Genomic DNA, 15,858 nt, shown 5'->3' on the forward strand with positions numbered 1-15,858 from the left:
TAACGAACATGAACGAGGAAGGTGGCGGGGTCTCCCGCCTCAAGGACTTCGATGCTTAGGTCGCAGCAAAGCCCCGTGGAAACCGTGGTTTCACCTCACCAGGGCCTTGGCCGGCCAGGGTTCAGGCATGACCCGGAAAGGCGAGGACGCGGTCAGGCCAACTGGCAGATGTCCAGCACGTTCATGTCCGTGTAGTCGAGGTTTTCACCGCCCATGGCCCAGATAAAGGCGTAGTTGGAGGTGCCTGCCCCCATGTGGATCGACCAGGGCGGAGACACGACGGCCTCATTATTCTGGATGACGATATGGCGCGCGGCGTCCGGTTGCCCCATAAAGTGGAAGACCCGGTCGTTTTCACCGAGGTCGAAATAGAAATAGACCTCTGAGCGGCGATCGTGCAGGTGCGGGGGCATGGTGTTCCACACCGAACCGGGCGCCAGAATGGTCAGGCCCAGCAAGAGCTGGCAGGATTTCGCCGTGGTCGGCACGATATATTGATAGATGACGCGCTGGTTTGACTGCTCAAGCGACCCCCGCTCCAGCGGCACGGCCTGATCTATCGAGATCTTCACCGTCTCGTAGCGGGCATGGGCAGGCGTCGAGGTCAGGTAGTAGAGGGCTGGAGACTGCGCATCGTTCGACGAAAACACCACTTCCCTTGTACCCATGGGAATATAGAGGCCGTCTTTCTGGCCGAGCTCATAGCTCACACCATCAACACTCACGACACCTGCGCCGCTGCCGACGTTGATAACACCAAGCTCGCGGCGCTCCAGAAAGGGATGACCGGCCGCTGACGCCGGCTCAGTCTGGTCTGGCAGGCGCAGGCTCTGCGCGACCGGAGCGACACCGCCCACCACAAAGCGCTCGAAATGCGTATAGTTGAGGACCACCGCGTCCGCTGCGAACAGGCCCTGCATCAGATACTTGTCACGCAGATCATCCGTATCGGCATAGGCCATCATATCCGGGTGGGTGGCGTGATAGATCTTTGCGTAAAGCGATGTCTGGCACATGGTGGCGGCTCCGGTTTTCTATATCAGCCCCGACCCAAGGCAGCGGCGCGGCTTTTCCCTGCGCGACGAAATCCCGGTTTACGGGATGCTTCGCCACATAATGAGACTTCATATAGCGGCAAATGAAAAGGAAGGAAACCGGTTTCCTTCCTTTTCTGTCAAGGATTTTACTGCAGATTGACGAAGGCCCCGCCGTCGACCAGAAGGGAGGCGCCCGTCACATATCCGGCCATTTCTTCGCAAGCGAGGAAGATGACGGGTCCGGCCAGATCTTCAGGCTGGCCCAGACGGCCCAGCGGAATGCGACCTTCCATGTAGCTGCGCTTCTTTTCGTCAGCCAGATCGTCCTTATTGATGTCGGTCAGTATGGTGCCTGGTAAGACCGCGTTGCAGCGGATGCCGTGCTTGCCAAGCGCAATCGCGGTCGACTGCATCAGGGACAAAACACCGGCCTTGGTCGGCGTGTAATGGGTCTGAAACTCACCGCCGACGAGGGCCGAGATGGAGGAGACGGCGACAATGGAGCCTGCAAACCCGTTGGCCTTCTTACCCTGGCTGACCATCTGGTTAGCGGCGGCCTGACACATATAGTAGGCGCCATTCAGGTTGACCTTGATGGTACGATCGACCACGTCTACGGGCATATCGAGGAAGCCGTGGAAGGGGCAGATCCCCGCATTGTTGACGAAGGTGTCGATGCGGCCATAGGCCTCAACGGCGGCATTGACGAAGGCCGGCGCCGAGGCAGGATCAGCAACGTCGCCCCGCAAGGCAAAGGCTTCGCCCCCGAGCGCGCGGATTTCCTTCACCGCAGACTCTGCCGCGGATTCGTCGCCCGCATAGTTGATGCCGACCTTAGCCCCCTGGCGCGCCGCCTGAACGGCAATGGCGCGACCTATTCCCTTTGAACCGCCGGTGACCAGCAGCACCTTGTCTTTGAGCAACATCTTCTGTCTCTTCTTTCTGACCGGAAGCGTGAAACGCCCCCCGTTTCCTTCCGTTTCGAGCGCGATCTGAGAAGGTGGGCACCACGCTTCCCGTAATCGGCGCAACTCTCCAAAACCCTTGTGCGAAGGTGCGGTCTTTTGATCGCACCCGCCTTATGAATTGATCGCCTGTTGCGACAGACGGATAAATTTGGGGCCCAGCCGGTAACCCCCGCCACTATTGTCTCGCGGCGCAACGCTCAGATAGCCCTGCTCGACGAGGGTCGAGGCGAGACGGTAAGCGGTAGAGCGCGCAAGACCTGCCGTTTCAGCGATCTCGCTCAAACTCCCCCGTCCAGACGCCACCGCCTCAACGATCATCAGCCCGCGGACAAGAGTCTGGCTACCGCCGTGCTTGTCGCCCTTGGTTTCGGTTGGCGTGGTGTTTGCGTTCATGCCCGGTTTCGACGTTTCTGCGTTCAAGCGTGACGTTTTTTGCTTGATAAGCCTTGGCTTAATTTCATATATTGGAATAAATAGATTGGCAATCGCATTTATGCTCATTATTGAGCATTTTCACCATGAACCGATCATTTTCGGGCCTCGTGGAACCGGATTCGACACGCAGGGTTAAAAAGGCTTCAATTATGGGTTACCCCAAGATCAAGCAGGTGCGCGCATACGTCATTAAAGGTGGCGAGGGCGGCGGCGGCGCCGATTACCACGATCAGGGCGAAGGCCACTGGATCGACAATCACATTGCGACCTCGATGGGGCGCTATCCGGAATATCGCCAGAGCCGCAAGAGCTTCGGCATCAATGTGCTGGGCACGCTGGTCGTTGAAATCGAAGCCGATGACGGCACGGTCGGCTTTGCGGTGACGACCGGCGGTGAGCCCGCCTGCTATATGGTCGAAAAGCACTTTGCCCGCTTCCTCGAAGGCCGCAATCCGTTTGAGTATGAGCGCATCTGGGATCAGATGTATTTCGGCTCGCAATACTATGGCCGTAAGGGGATTGTCGTAAATGCGATTTCCGGCGTCGATCTGGCCCTGTGGGACCTGATGGGCAAGCTGCGTCAGGAGCCGGTCTATCACATGCTGGGCGGCGCGGTGCGCGACGAACTGCAATTCTATGCGACGGGCGCGCGCCCGGACCTCGCCAAGGAGATGGGCTTTATCGGCGGCAAGCTGCCGCTCTATCACGGCCCCATCGAAGGCGATGAAGGCCTCAAAAAGAATGTCGAGCTGATCGCCGATATGCGCTCGCGCGTCGGCGAAGACTTCTGGCTGATGTACGATTGCTGGATGGCGCTCGACGTCAACTACGCAACGAAGCTCGCGCACAAATGCCATGAGTACGGTCTGAAGTGGATCGAGGAAGCGATCAATCCGGACGACTACTGGGGCTATCAGCAACTGAAAAAGAACGTCCCGGCCGGGATGCTGGTCACCACGGGTGAGCACGAATCGACCCGATGGGGCTTTAAGATGCTTCTGGAAATGGGCTGCTGCGACATCATCCAGCCGGATGTGGGCTGGTGCGGTGGTGTGACCGAGCTTTTAAAGATCTCGGCCCTGGCCGATGCGCACGGCGCGCTGGTCGTGCCGCATGGGTCCTCGGTCTATAGCTATCACTTCGTCATTACGCGTCACAACTCGCCGTTTGCCGAGTTCCTGATGATGGCGCCGAAGGCCGATCACGTGGCACCCATGTTCCATCCGCAACTGCTCAATGAGCCGATCCCGGACAAGGGCCGCCTGAAGGTCACGGCACTCGATAAGCCGGGCTTTGGGGTGGACCTGAACCCCGAAGTGAAGCTCTATCGCCCCTACGAACATTAATGAAACTCACCCCTGAAGGCCTTGCCTTCAGGGGTGGTCCATATCGTCAGATCAAAGCCAGAGACGGCTCGTCGCTTCGATCTGGCTTTATTTTTGAGGAAAGCTTTATGAAACTCGTTCGTTTTGGCCCCAAGGGTCAGGAAAAGCCCGGCGTGATCGACGCCGACGGCAAACTACGTGATCTGTCATCGGTCGTCGCCGACATCACCCCCGAAGAGGTGCGTCTGTCCAAGCTTTCGGGCCTTAAGGCCACCGACGTCTCGGCCCTGCCCGTCGTCGAAGGCGACGTGCGTTATGGCGTGCCGGTCAACAAGATCGGCAAGATCATTGCGGTGGGCCTCAACTATGCCGACCACGCCGCCGAATCGAACCTGCCCGTGCCGCCGGAGCCCATCTTCTTCACCAAGGCCGTGACCTCGCTCACTGGCCCTAATGACGAGGTGATGAAGCCGCGCGATGCGACCAAGATGGACTGGGAAGTCGAACTCGGCCTGATCATCGGCAAGACCTGCCGCTACGTCGAAGAAGCCGATGCGCTCAGCCACGTTGCGGGCTATGTGCTGGTCAATGACATTTCCGAACGTGCCTTCCAGAAGGAGCGCGGCACGCAGTGGGTGAAGGGCAAGGGCTGCGATACCTTCTGCCCGACCGGCCCGTGGCTGGTGACGCCGGAAGAGATTGGCGACGTGCATAATCTCGACATGTTCCTCAACGTCAATGAAGAGCGCATGCAGACCGGCAATACCAAGACCCTGATCTTCAACGTCGCCCACTGCATCAGCTACGTTTCACGCTTCATCACCCTGCAACCGGGCGATCTGGTCATCACCGGCACGCCGCCGGGCGTCGGCGAAGGCAAGAAGCCGAACCCCATCTATCTCAATGCGGGCGACACCATGCACCTCGGCATTACCGGCCTCGGCGAACAGCGCCAGACCGTCGTGCCCTTCTCGCTCGAACATCAGGAGATCATCGGCTAATGAATTACGCTGGACGTTTTAATGATCGCTGCGCCGTCATTACCGGTGCCGCCGGGGGTTTGGGCAAGGCCGCTGCGAAACGCATCATCTCTGAGGGTGGCAAGGTCGTCCTGTGGGACCTGAATGCCGAGATGTTAGAAGCCACCGCTACGGAAATCGGCGCGGCCGGTTTTGTGGCTCTGGACGTTTCGAAGCTCGAAGAGGTTTCGGCCGCGGCTAAAAGGTCGGCCGAGATCTTAGGCAAGATCGACATTCTGGTCGCTTCGGCGGGCATCACGGGCGCGACCGTGCCGGTGTGGGAGTTCCCGGTCGAGTCTTGGCTGAAGGTCATGGACATCAATCTGAATGGTCTCTTCTACTGCAACCGTGAGATCATCCCCTTCATGCTCGAAAACGGCTATGGCCGCATCGTCAATGTCGCTTCGGTCGCCGGCAAGGAAGGTAATCCCAACGCCTCGGCCTATTCGGCCTCCAAGGCGGGCGTGATCGGCTTCACCAAGAGCCTCGGCAAGGAACTGGCCACCAAGGGCGTCATCGTCAACGCCCTGACCCCGGCCACGTTTGAATCGCCCATTCTGGCGCAACTGCCGCAAAGCCAGGTCGATTATATGCGCTCGAAAATCCCGATGGGGCGCCTGGGTATTGTCGATGAATCGGCCGCCATGGTCTGTTTCATGGCTTCTGAAGAGTGCTCCTTCACGACCGCCTCAGTGTTTGACACATCGGGTGGCCGCACGACGTTCTGATAAACCTCTGCAGACCGGGCGAGAGGTGGCGGAAACGGCCTCGGAAAGGCTTAGTCAATGACGAAGGTGAAGAGGCCTTAAGGCCTAGCCATTCGTTGAGGACAGGGCCTTGGCGAAAATCTGACACCTGCCCCCAGTTTTGCCCGCACTGAGACACACAGGAGAGGCCAATGACCCTTCCCTTCATCGACGCCCATATCCATCTTTGGGATCTCGATCATCTGCGCTACGCATGGCTCAGTGCGCCCTTTGACGATACGGGGGTCAATGGCTCGACGCAGGCAATAGCCTCAACCTATCTGCCTTCACATTATAGAGTCGATGCCGCCGGTTTTGACGTGCGCGGGACCGTTCATATTGATGCGGGTGCCCACCCGGATGATGCCCTCGCCGAGACCGAGTGGCTGCAAAAGCTGCACGAACAGACCGGTCTGCCTACGGCGATTGTCGCCTTTGCCGGTCTAAACGACGTGAAGGTTGAAGCCCTTCTATACGCCCATTCGCAACATTCGGCTGTACGGGGCATACGCCATATCCTGAACTGGCATTCGAACCCTTATTTCAGTTACACACCTGCCAATCTCCTGGAAGACCCGCAGTGGCGTGCCGGCTATGCAAAGCTTGCCAGGTACGGGTTATCGTTCGATCTGCAAATCTACGAAAACCAGATGGCCTCGGCCGCGGCACTGGCGGCCAGGCACCCCGACATTCCGGTCATGCTCAACCACGCCGGCATGCCTGTAAATGATGGCGACGGGTATCTGGAGCGCTGGACGAAAGGCCTTAAGGCTTTGGCCGACGTGCCCCATGTCTCTGTTAAGATCTCCGGGATGGGGTTTTCCAATCGCCACTGGACAACAGACACGATCCGCCCCCTTGTTCTGAGCGTCATCGATATCTTCGGTACAGACCGCGTGATGTTCGCCTCAGATGTGCCGACCGATAAACTCTTTTCCGACTACAAAACGATAATGACGTCGTTTGAAGAAGTGACCAAGGCCTTCTCGGAAGACGAGCGCCGCGCCATGTTTGCCGGCAATGCCAACCGCCTTTATCGCCTAAATTTACCCCTCTGAGCCGCCATAACATGGTTAACAGTTCCTTCACCGGCGCGGCCTAACCTTTCACGGATAGACCCTTCGCGGGTGGAGGCCCCAAATGAGTACTGTAGATCCCGCCGTCCTGGAGCGGGTGACGTACCTGTTCAATCAGGGCAAGGCAGCGCTGTCCTGTCAGGACGGTTTTTCGGCGTTACAGAGCTTTCGCACGCTGACGGACGAAAACCCGCATTCGTTTGAGGCCTGGTACTGGCTATATAGCGCGGCCCTTTGCGCGGGCGATGGTGAGACGGCGCGCACCGCTTTGGATACGGCGACGCTTTTACACGGTCTCGAGCTGATGCCCGACATCGAGGTCGATCTTGCCCGCTTTGACACTGACGGGGCTTATGACGAGCAGCTCTTTGAAACCTGTTATGCCAGTCATTACATTGGGCTTGCCTCCGTCTTCGGGCAACGCGCCCGCGACCTTGGGGTTCGCACACCGACCATGCTCTCACGCTATGGACTGTCCCTGCAGCATCAGGGGCGCACGCTGGAGGCGAACGAAGCCTTCGCCGCCGCGTTCACCGCCTATCCGCTGGCCTGGATAGCCCAGTTCTACCTTTATTCCCTCTTCTACGTCCCAGACGGCGTGTCCCGCTACGCCTCTGAGGCGCGCGCCTGGGCGAGCCGGTTTGCCTATGTAGAAAATCCGATCCACCTGACACCCCCTCCGCTTGAGGGGAGGCGCCTGAAGATAGGCTATGTCGCCCCAAATTTCTCGCGCACCCAGCTTCACCAGTTTATCTTGCCGATCCTCAAAAACCACGACCCCGCTAAGGTTGAGGTAACGCTCTATACCGCCGACGCGAGCGCGGAAGCGCCCTTGCCCTGCGAGCGGATGGTCTCGATCGGTGACATGGATGACGAAGCGGCAACCGCGCTCATCCGCAAGGATGCGCCCGACATTCTGATCGACACCTGGGGTCATACTGTAGGCAGCCGGATTGGGATTTTTGCGCGCCGCGCGGCGCCCGTGCAAGTTTCGTGGATCAACTTTCAGCAAACCACCGGCCTGTCGCAGATGGACTACGTCCTGCACTCTGATTCAATGGCTGCACCGGGCACTCAGGATCTCTTCACCGAAACTGTCTGGTCAATGGGGGATATCACCGTCCCCTATCGCCCCACCATGCAGCGATTGCCAGATGTGCCTCCACCGGCGCTTACAAACGGCTTTGTGACCTTCGGCTCTTTCAATCACCCCGCTAAGATCAGTACCGAGACAATCAAGGCCTGGTCCGCGATTTTGAGCGGCGTTCCAGATTCTGTGCTTCTCATGAAGTATAACTACTTCATTGACCCACTCGTTCAGCGGCAGTTTCGTGCCCGCTTTGCGGCGCACGGGATTGACGGTGAGCGACTTCTCTTTGAAGGGCACTCGAAAGGCATTGAATACGCAGAAGCTTTTCGAAAGGTCGACCTGATGCTCGACCCCTCCCCCTGTCCGGGTGGGACGACCAGTTGCGACGCCATAGCGAATGGTGTGCCGGTACTCACCCTTGCAGGTAAAGACTTTTATGCACGCATCGGGATTCAGTTGGTGGCGGTTAGCGGTCTGACAGAGCTTGTAGCCGAAACCTGGGGAGATTATGTCCGGTGCGCAGTCGGCCTGGCTCAGAACATGAAGGCCCTGTCCGAGGTGCGAGCCCGCACCCGTCCGGGTTTTGAAGCCTCGGCTCTTCGGGACGAAAATGGTTTTACCCGGAAGCTCGAGGAGGCCTTCCATCAAATGCTTAAAAAGGCTTACTTACGTGGGATCGATAGTCTGGCGTCATGAGCAATACATTCCGTTTGTAAGGCTACGTCTGATTCTAAGGTCGTGGCGGCGCCTTTGCGAATCGGAGGTTCGCCAAACTCATTATTCTCGATAATGCGTCCACATAACGAATAGAGCTCGGCGTCCCGGAGCGTCTCTAAGCTGCCTCTCGCAGTCGCTGGGATCAGGCATCGCCTTTAGCGGATCAATGTCTACAAAATAGGGCGTAAAACCCGCGGCAAGAACCAGGTGGGCGCTCACCACGAAGGTCCAAGACGGCAGGGCGGAGATGCCCCCCCTGAGCAGTCGAGCGCCATTAGGGCCAGCACAAGTGCCGAGGTGCCGCTCGATGCGGTCACCGCATGGGCGTCAGGACCGAGACGCTCCTCCAGCCGGTTTTCCAGTTCGCACACCAGCGGGCCGAATTTTGAGTACTGGCGCGAGGCATCTATTCGCTCAAGGTAGGGTAAGATGGCGTCCGCTGAAGGCATATGCGGTCGGGCAACAGGCAGCCACTCGGGCGCGAAAACAGGAGTTTGATCAAATACGCTCGCAGTACGCACCATGGCCTAGCCCTCGCCGAAGGCTTCGGAGTCTTTCAAAACATGGTTAACAAACCGTATTTGCTAAAAGGCCGGCTTTCGCCACACATGGTATAGACTGAAACGAACCCCGCTTTTTCATAAGCTTAGCAAGCAAATCCCGCCCTTTGTCTGGGAATTTTATTGACGAAGCCAGGACCAGGTTATAGCTGAGCCATGGCCGAGCGTATCTATCTTTATGACTCCACCCTGCGTGACGGATCGCAGGCGCAGGGAATTGACTTCACCGTTGCCGATAAGCTGGCAATTGCCAGTGCCCTCGATGCCTTTGGCATCGACTATATCGAAGGCGGCTGGCCGGGTGCCAATCCGACAGACGACGCCTTTTTCGCACGCGTGCCGCAGACACGCTTTGCGAAGGTATCTGCGTTTGGCATGACAAGACGCGCTGGCCGCTCTGCGTCTAATGATCCGGGGCTTCAGGACATTCTCAATGCCAACACATCAGCCGTCTGTCTGGTGGGTAAGAGCTGGGACTGGCAGGTTGAAACGGCGCTGAAGGTATCGATCAGTGAAAACCTGAAGATGATCAGCGACTCGCTTTCGCACGTCTTAGATCAGGGTCGCGAAGCGCATTTCGACGCTGAGCATTTCTTTGACGGCTATAAGGCGAACAGAGCCTATGCGCTTGAGGCGCTTAAGGCCGCCCATGAGGCGGGTGCTTCGTGGATCATTCTTTGCGATACAAACGGTGGGTCAATGCCATCGGAGGTCTACCGTATCGTCAGCGACGTAAAGTCGATGTTACCAGACGCAAATCTCGGCATTCACTGTCATAATGACACCGAGCAGGCCGTTGCCAATTCGCTGGCGGCAGTTGAGGCGGGTGTCCGCCAGATTCAGGGCACGATCAATGGCATTGGTGAGCGGTGCGGTAATGCTAATCTGATCGCCCTTATTCCTACTTTGATGCTCAAAATGGGTTTTGAGACCGGCGTCTCGATGGAGCAACTCAAAGAAATAGGCTCACTCTCACGCCTGATCGATGATCGGCTCAACCGCGTCCCAAACCGCCATGCCGCCTATGTTGGCAAAAGTGCCTTTGCTCACAAGGGGGGGCTTCATGTCAGTGCCATGGCACGAGACAGCCGTTCCTATGAGCATATTGACCCTGCCCTGGTCGGGAACACGCGCCTCATTCTCGTCTCTGACAAGGCGGGCCGTGCTAATGTGCTCAACCGCCTCGAACAGATGGGCATTGAGGTTGCGGCCGATGATGAGCGCGTGACAGAGCTTGTGAAGATCGTGAAGGAGCGCGAAGCGCTCGGCTACGCCTATGAAGACGCGAGCGCTTCTTTTGAGCTGTTAGCACGCGGTCTTTTGGGGCAACTGCCGCGTTTTTACGATCTTCTGAGCTATCGGGCACTCAACGAGTGTCGGATGGACGCCAAGGGACACGCCGACACGCTTGCGGAGGCGACCGTGAAGCTGTCTGTGGCCGGATCCACCGTTATGACGGTCGCCGAGGGCAATGGTCCGGTCAATGCGCTCGATCAGGCGCTCAGAAAGGCGCTGACACCCCACTATCCCGTACTCGAGGCCATGCACCTGAGCGATTACAAGGTGCGCATTCTGACGCCCTCAGACGCGACTGCCGCCCTGACGCGGGTGGTTATTGAAAGTCGCGATTCGGATGGCCATGCCTGGCATACGCTCGGCGTCAGCGCCAACGTCATCGATGCGTCCAACGATGCGCTCTTTGATGCCCTGACGTGGTTTCTGATGAAAAGGGGCGTGGCCGCGCAAAAATAGGGCTTAGCCTCGGGCTGGCCCTTACCCAAAGACTGTTGCGCAATCATCCGGAAGAAGCGCAAAGCGTGGGCCGTCTGACTGCAACACGTCAGCGTCGGAAAGCGCAGTCCGACCACGTCGAAATCGTGCACACACTTAAGCAGGTTGTGTGCGTGAAGGGCTAATAAGAGACGCTATCAGAATGGGTGAGCGGGGTTGCCGTCTTCGGCCTTCGTCTATCGATAAAGATAGCGTCTCTTTGACTTTTTGCGCTGTCGCTTGTCCCGCTTTGAAAAAAGCGCGAGCCCTTGCGACATCCACTTAATGAAAAAAAGCACGATAACGATCCGATACAGGTAAGCTCAACACTCCCGGCAGCGTGCATAAAATATGCCAGTACACTGCGGGCTGCCTCACTTAACGTCGCATCGGAAAGAAGTCCACTCTAAAACGGGATCGCCCAAATTAAGGTCTTGGTTTTAAAGAGGGCTTTGTCGCCGCGCTGCTGCATGGAAGTGCCAAAACGCAAAAGCGGCGGATCCCGGAAGGGACCGATTTCGGGATGAAACCCATGGCGCCTTCTCGTACTCGTATCAAAGAAGACCAGCCATTAATCATGTTTTCAGCGCCTGTTGATAGCCTAGGCGGATGAAAACGACTCTGACGGTAATCGGTTCACTTCTCTGCGCGACCCCTGTCGTCGCGGCAGACCTGCGTGTCTCAATTACGGACACATCGGGAAAGCCCGTCAGAGATGCGGTCGTAACCTATGAGCCGGCGGCAGGCAGTGCGCCTGTCGGCATCAAAGCGCCCTATGTCATGGCACAGCGTGACATGAACTTCACACCCTACGTTCTGGTGGTACCGGCCGGGGCAACCGTTTCGTTTCCTAATCAGGACGCTGTAAGCCACCACGTCTATTCGTTTTCCCCGGCGCGCAAATTTCAGCTGCCGCTTTATGGCGGCGGGCTATCTCGCAGCCTCACCTTCCCGACCGCCGGGACGGTTGCTATTGGCTGCAATATCCACGACTCAATGCAAGCCTATATCCGGGTGATCGACACAGCGTTTTATGCCCAAACCGATGACAAGGGCGTGGTCACCCTGACTAATCTCCCTAACGGTGCTGGCGATCTCGTTATCTGGCATCCCATGAGTAGTGCCAAGGGCGGGGAAACCCACCTTCCCCTTAGCGTTCAGGGCCCCATAAAGCCGATCAGCGTTCAGCTTAAGATCCGCCGCATGGCTCACGCCGGGGGCGGGTACTGATGGTTCGAAAGCTCAGTACACGCCTGACGGTGGTCTATGGCGGGCTCTTTGGGCTCGCTCTGTGCCTGATAGGCCCCCTCACCTACACGGCGGTCCGCTCCTATGCCCGCGAGAGCGTGCAAAACGAAATGAGCGCGACGGCGGCGGTTTTTGACCGGCTGTGGAAGGTCAAGTCTGACACGCTGCAAACCAATGCCGAGCTATTGTCGCGCGACTTTGGCTTCATCTCTGCCATGGCCACCGATGACCGCTCAACCGTCGCCTCGGCCTTTGCCAATCTACGCCAGCGCGTCAACGCGGACACGGGCCTTGTGCTGACCTCCGACGGCCAGCTTCTGGCGGGCGATGACACCTTAGCAAAAGGCGTCGAAGCCCTTCTTGCCGAGAGCGACACGCTTGACACCCAAACGGGTGTCGTTGCCCTTGGCGATGGTTTCTATAACGTTGTGGCTGCCCCGGTGCTCGCCCCGGATCTTAAGGGATGGATCGTTTTTGCCTCGCGCCTTGACCGCAAGGCCATGGCTGATCTTGAAGCGCTTTCCGCTATCCCCCTGCACGCAATGGTGTCAGCCGGTGACGCGGAGGAAGCAGCTCAGACGATCACCGCGAATACGCCCCTTCCGACCCTTGATACCCGCCATCAGGTGGTGTTGCGTCTTTCCTATCCTGTAGCGAAGGCGCTCGACGCCTATAAGCCTCTTCTCAATCTTCTGTTGGCCATCGGCGTTTTAAGCCTCATGGCGGTCGTTGCTGCCAGTCTCGTTCTGGCGCGTCATCTGACAAAGCCTGTGACCGCACTTATTGAGGCAACGGCCGCGCTGCGCGACGGACGCGCCACTCAGGTGCAGGTTAAGGGCGAGGACGAAATGGCCCAGCTCGCGGCGACCTTCAACGATATGGCGGTGTCAATTGAAGAGCGGGAAAGCGATATCCGTCACCTTGCCACTCACGAGATTGCCACAGGCATGCCGAACTCGAAAGCGGCAGAGGCCTATCTGAGTGAGACCTCTCCGGCCATTCTGATCTGCGTTGGTCTGCAACACTATGGGCACCTGCGCGCCGTGTGGGGCGCAGGGCCCGCCCATGCCGCCATGCGGGCCTTAAGTCACGCCGTGACCACAAACCTACCCGAGGCGTTCGTGGCCAGAACCGGGCCTGACGAGCTTTTAATCGTGAGCCAGAGCGAGATTGACCTCAACGCGCTCCTAAAAGACCTCAATCGTCGCCATGAAATTGGCGAGCAAAGTCTTGATCTGATCGCAAGGCTCGGCCTCTATTATCCGCACACTGACGTTCTGCCACCGACAGCGGCTATAGAGCGTGCCCGCATCGCCCTTGACCAGGCCAGAAGCGGCAAACAGCCTTTTGCGGTCTACTCCCCCGAAACCCATGCCGACATGGCCGATGCGCTTCGCCTGACTGACGAGTTGCACAGTGCCATCACAGCCGGGGTATTGAGCGTCCACTACCAGCCAAAATACAATTATCGCACCCAGACCCTGTCTGGCCTTGAAGCGCTTGTTCGCTGGAACCATCCGCAAAGGGGCATGGTGTCGCCCCAGCGTTTTGTAACGCTCGCCGAAGAAGCGGGATACATTCCGGATCTCACGCGCCATGTCTTGAAAACGGTTCTGGCGGATCAGAAGACGCTTTGCGCAAACGGCTTTGACGTCGATATCAGCGTGAACTACTCCGGACGACTTTTAAGCGACGACGCCTTTAACGCCGAAACCCTTTCCATGTGTCAGGCGCATCCTGGCCGTATCTGTCTTGAGATCACCGAAACGGCCGTTATCGAAGATCCGGATACGGGCCTTAAGGCCATTGATCGCTTCTGCGCGGCAGGTATTGAGATCTCAATTGACGACTTTGGCACGGGTCTGTCTTCTTTATCCTATCTGAAAATGATCCCGGCGCACGAGCTGAAGATTGATCGGGCGTTTATTAGCGAAATTGAACAGGGACAACGCGACGCGCTTCTTGTCCGCTCAACGATCGAGCTTGCCCACAGTCTGGGGATGAAAGTCACGGCGGAGGGGGTTGAAACCCCGACCTCACTGGCCGTTCTGGCGGCTATGGGTTGCGATATGGCGCAAGGTTATGGCATCGCCCGCCCCATGCCTCTGGACGCGCTTCTTGCGCACCTGGCAAGCTTTGACGCGCGTTCGCTTGGCGAACCCAAAATGGAATTGCGTGCTTCATGAAGCGTCTCCTTTTTGCTTGCCTGTGCCTTTTTCCAGGACTGGCGAACGCCCAGACGACCCTCTTCTCGGCTGAAACGCTCAAAGGCTGGGTGAATGTGCGTGCGGTCGCGACAAACGGCGAGACGAGCTGGCTACACGAGCGCGCGTACGGAAAGACCCGCTATGGGGGTGAGACGAAGGGCCGGCTCGCCGAAGCGGCCCTTATCTGGACGCCGCGCTTCAGTGAGACCGTAACCGGCTATATTCAGGTCGTCCACGTCCCTGAGCTTGGTCACGAGACGGGGATCAATGAAGCCTATCTGAAATGGCGCCCGGTACCAAAATCGGCATTGCGTCTTTCCGCACGCCTTGGCCAGATGTACCCGCCCGTCTCCATGGAACATGAGGGCGTGGGGTGGACGACCACTCACACGGTGACGCCCTCGGCGATTAATAGCTGGATTGCCGAAGAGGTTCTCGTCCAGGGCCTCGAGTTAAGCCTTAAGCAAAGCTATTCCCAGCAGCAGGTGGGTGCCACACTGGGCGTCTTCAGAGGCAACGATACCTCCGGCACCTTATTGTCTTATCGCGGCTGGGCCCTGCACGATATTCGCTCAACGACGACGGCTAAACTGCCCCTTCCCCGCGGCAATGCTGGCTGGTCACGCATTTTCCGGTCACAAGCACCCTTTACGAAGCCCGCCAAGGAGATTGACGACCGACAGGGCTATTATGCACGCCTCGACTGGCGCCCGTCTGTGCCCCTGGCCTTGAATGCCACCTACTACAACACGCACGGAAACCCGACGGATTTTGATAACGGGCAGTATGGGTGGGCAACGCGCTTCTTCAATTTTGGTGCAAAGTACGAACCCAGCGCGCGGATCGAGATCCTGTCCCAGCTGATGGTTGGAAACACAAAATGGGGACGCATGCGCGCCGATGGTGTGCGCGCTGTCGATATGGATTTTCGTTCCGCCTATCTCATGGCGTCACACATATCGCCAAAGGGAAGGCGTCTGACTGCGCGCTTTGAGCACTTTGAAACTGAAGATTATTCCAATCCCCTCATCGATAACAACAACGAGACGGGGCAGGCTCTGACGCTCGCCTGGATGCGCCCGATAAACGCGCATCTCGACCTTAATCTCGAATGGTTAGCGGTCAGCTCAAAGCGGCCATCGCGCCTTTACCAGGGACTTGACCCGCAATCCTCTCAGAGCCAGCTGCAGCTCGATCTGAAGATCAAGTACTGAGGATAGAGGGCCGCCTGCCCGCCCGCCGTCAAGGTTTGACTACGCCTTCCCCCAAAAAAGTGCCACGGATTTAGGCCACCCACCGAGGGGACCGCGAGTGCGGCGAGGTGACGTCGTGTCTGCCGAAAAGCGGCTATGCACGATCGCAGCGAGCAGCTGTCATTTCCGGATACTGGATTTAACCCGCTCCAAAATCCATTGACGCCCCCTCTAAAAGTGATATCACTTTGATATAGCTCCAGAGGGTATGATGACCGATGAAGAGCGCCCCGTAAGTGCCCTTGTTTCGCAAGGCTGGGAAGTTGTGAGCTATTCGACGAGTGTGGAGGGGGCTGAGGGCAGCATGCAGTCTGTCCTTCTGCGCAAGCAAAAGCAGCACAAGATCATCCGGTTTCGACCGAAGATGATGGGTAAGGGATACGTCGTTAAAGAGATGGACGTTTAGG

15 protein-coding genes are annotated in these 15,858 nt (G+C 57.8%); 10 read left to right on the top strand and 5 right to left on the bottom strand.

Going from position 1 to position 15,858, the window contains the following annotated elements; translation table 11 throughout:
• Positions 1 to 152: 152 nt before the first annotated feature.
• The 3 genes from kduI to PQU94_RS00285 form a co-directional block, all read right to left on the bottom strand.
• Positions 153 to 1,016, bottom strand: coding sequence for a 5-dehydro-4-deoxy-D-glucuronate isomerase (gene kduI / locus PQU94_RS00275; protein ID WP_272739483.1), 864 nt, complete (start codon positions 1,014 to 1,016; stop codon positions 153 to 155).
• Between the two features lie 167 nt (positions 1,017 to 1,183).
• Positions 1,184 to 1,963, bottom strand: coding sequence for an L-rhamnose 1-dehydrogenase Lra1 (gene lra1 / locus PQU94_RS00280; protein WP_272739484.1), 780 nt, complete (start codon positions 1,961 to 1,963; stop codon positions 1,184 to 1,186).
• Between the two features lie 153 nt (positions 1,964 to 2,116).
• Positions 2,117 to 2,398 carry a helix-turn-helix domain-containing protein gene (locus PQU94_RS00285; RefSeq protein ID WP_272739485.1) on the bottom strand — a complete coding sequence of 94 codons (282 nt, stop codon included), beginning with the start codon at positions 2,396 to 2,398 and terminating at the stop codon, positions 2,117 to 2,119.
• Positions 2,399 to 2,589: 191 nt separating this feature from the next.
• On the opposite strand from PQU94_RS00285, the gene rhmD reads away from it, so the two are divergent.
• The 5 genes from rhmD (at position 2,590) to PQU94_RS00310 (ending at position 8,392) form a co-directional block, all read left to right on the top strand.
• Positions 2,590 to 3,786: an L-rhamnonate dehydratase gene (gene rhmD, locus PQU94_RS00290; protein ID WP_272739487.1), complete on the top strand. Its 1,197-nt coding sequence runs from the start codon at positions 2,590 to 2,592 to the stop codon at positions 3,784 to 3,786.
• A 107-nt stretch (positions 3,787 to 3,893) separates the two neighbouring features.
• Positions 3,894 to 4,766: a 2,4-didehydro-3-deoxy-L-rhamnonate hydrolase gene (locus PQU94_RS00295; protein WP_272739488.1), complete on the top strand. Its 873-nt coding sequence runs from the start codon at positions 3,894 to 3,896 to the stop codon at positions 4,764 to 4,766.
• On the top strand, positions 4,766 to 5,512 hold the full coding sequence (locus tag PQU94_RS00300) for an SDR family NAD(P)-dependent oxidoreductase (RefSeq protein ID WP_272739490.1): 747 nt from the start codon (positions 4,766 to 4,768) through the stop codon (positions 5,510 to 5,512). Before PQU94_RS00295 ends, PQU94_RS00300 begins: the two co-directional genes overlap by 1 nt.
• Before the next feature lie 170 nt (positions 5,513 to 5,682).
• On the top strand, positions 5,683 to 6,588 hold the full coding sequence (locus tag PQU94_RS00305) for an amidohydrolase family protein (RefSeq protein ID WP_272739491.1): 906 nt from the start codon (positions 5,683 to 5,685) through the stop codon (positions 6,586 to 6,588).
• Positions 6,589 to 6,670: 82 nt separating this feature from the next.
• Complete coding sequence (locus PQU94_RS00310) at positions 6,671 to 8,392, top strand: O-linked N-acetylglucosamine transferase, SPINDLY family protein (RefSeq protein ID WP_272739493.1); 1,722 nt, start codon at positions 6,671 to 6,673, stop codon at positions 8,390 to 8,392.
• Positions 8,393 to 8,473: 81 nt separating this feature from the next.
• On the opposite strand, the gene PQU94_RS18110 is transcribed toward PQU94_RS00310, so the two are convergent.
• On the bottom strand, positions 8,474 to 8,635 hold the full coding sequence (locus PQU94_RS18110) for a hypothetical protein (RefSeq protein ID WP_368407048.1): 162 nt from the start codon (positions 8,633 to 8,635) through the stop codon (positions 8,474 to 8,476).
• Entirely contained in the window at positions 8,629 to 8,862 is a 234-nt protein-coding gene (locus tag PQU94_RS00315; RefSeq protein ID WP_272739494.1) for a DegT/DnrJ/EryC1/StrS family aminotransferase, read from the bottom strand. The genes PQU94_RS18110 and PQU94_RS00315 overlap by 7 nt, the downstream gene beginning before the upstream one ends.
• A 267-nt stretch (positions 8,863 to 9,129) precedes the next feature.
• Here PQU94_RS00315 and cimA point away from each other — a divergent pair, with 267 nt between their 5' ends.
• From cimA to PQU94_RS00340, 5 genes are all read left to right on the top strand, one after another.
• The gene (gene cimA, locus PQU94_RS00320; protein ID WP_272739495.1) at positions 9,130 to 10,725 is read left to right on the top strand and encodes a citramalate synthase; all 1,596 of its coding nucleotides are present in this window, start codon (positions 9,130 to 9,132) and stop codon (positions 10,723 to 10,725) included.
• Between the two features lie 627 nt (positions 10,726 to 11,352).
• Entirely contained in the window at positions 11,353 to 11,973 is a 621-nt protein-coding gene (locus tag PQU94_RS00325; protein ID WP_272739496.1) for a cupredoxin domain-containing protein, read from the top strand.
• Positions 11,973 to 14,177: a putative bifunctional diguanylate cyclase/phosphodiesterase gene (locus PQU94_RS00330; protein WP_272739497.1), complete on the top strand. Its 2,205-nt coding sequence runs from the start codon at positions 11,973 to 11,975 to the stop codon at positions 14,175 to 14,177. The genes PQU94_RS00325 and PQU94_RS00330 overlap by 1 nt, the downstream gene beginning before the upstream one ends.
• Complete coding sequence (locus PQU94_RS00335) at positions 14,174 to 15,412, top strand: hypothetical protein (RefSeq protein WP_272739498.1); 1,239 nt, start codon at positions 14,174 to 14,176, stop codon at positions 15,410 to 15,412. Before PQU94_RS00330 ends, PQU94_RS00335 begins: the two co-directional genes overlap by 4 nt.
• A gap of 250 nt (positions 15,413 to 15,662) precedes the next feature.
• Positions 15,663 to 15,857, top strand: coding sequence for a hypothetical protein (locus PQU94_RS00340; RefSeq protein WP_272739500.1), 195 nt, complete (start codon positions 15,663 to 15,665; stop codon positions 15,855 to 15,857).
• Position 15,858: the final 1 nt, after the last annotated feature.

It is taken from the genome of Asticcacaulis currens, assembly GCF_028550395.1.
GTDB lineage: Bacteria > Pseudomonadota > Alphaproteobacteria > Caulobacterales > Caulobacteraceae > Asticcacaulis > Asticcacaulis currens.

Coding starts and splice junctions, on each gene's coding strand:
- kduI (WP_272739483.1), bottom strand. CDS start 1,016: ATGTGCCAGACATCGCTTTACGCAAAGATCTATCACGCCACCCACCCG.
- lra1 (WP_272739484.1), bottom strand. CDS start 1,963: ATGTTGCTCAAAGACAAGGTGCTGCTGGTCACCGGCGGTTCAAAGGGA.
- PQU94_RS00285 (WP_272739485.1), bottom strand. CDS start 2,398: ATGAACGCAAACACCACGCCAACCGAAACCAAGGGCGACAAGCACGGC.
- rhmD (WP_272739487.1), top strand. CDS start 2,590: ATGGGTTACCCCAAGATCAAGCAGGTGCGCGCATACGTCATTAAAGGT.
- PQU94_RS00295 (WP_272739488.1), top strand. CDS start 3,894: ATGAAACTCGTTCGTTTTGGCCCCAAGGGTCAGGAAAAGCCCGGCGTG.
- PQU94_RS00300 (WP_272739490.1), top strand. CDS start 4,766: ATGAATTACGCTGGACGTTTTAATGATCGCTGCGCCGTCATTACCGGT.
- PQU94_RS00305 (WP_272739491.1), top strand. CDS start 5,683: ATGACCCTTCCCTTCATCGACGCCCATATCCATCTTTGGGATCTCGAT.
- PQU94_RS00310 (WP_272739493.1), top strand. CDS start 6,671: ATGAGTACTGTAGATCCCGCCGTCCTGGAGCGGGTGACGTACCTGTTC.
- PQU94_RS00315 (WP_272739494.1), bottom strand. CDS start 8,862: ATGCCTTCAGCGGACGCCATCTTACCCTACCTTGAGCGAATAGATGCC.
- cimA (WP_272739495.1), top strand. CDS start 9,130: ATGGCCGAGCGTATCTATCTTTATGACTCCACCCTGCGTGACGGATCG.
- PQU94_RS00325 (WP_272739496.1), top strand. CDS start 11,353: ATGAAAACGACTCTGACGGTAATCGGTTCACTTCTCTGCGCGACCCCT.
- PQU94_RS00330 (WP_272739497.1), top strand. CDS start 11,973: ATGGTTCGAAAGCTCAGTACACGCCTGACGGTGGTCTATGGCGGGCTC.
- PQU94_RS00335 (WP_272739498.1), top strand. CDS start 14,174: ATGAAGCGTCTCCTTTTTGCTTGCCTGTGCCTTTTTCCAGGACTGGCG.
- PQU94_RS00340 (WP_272739500.1), top strand. CDS start 15,663: ATGACCGATGAAGAGCGCCCCGTAAGTGCCCTTGTTTCGCAAGGCTGG.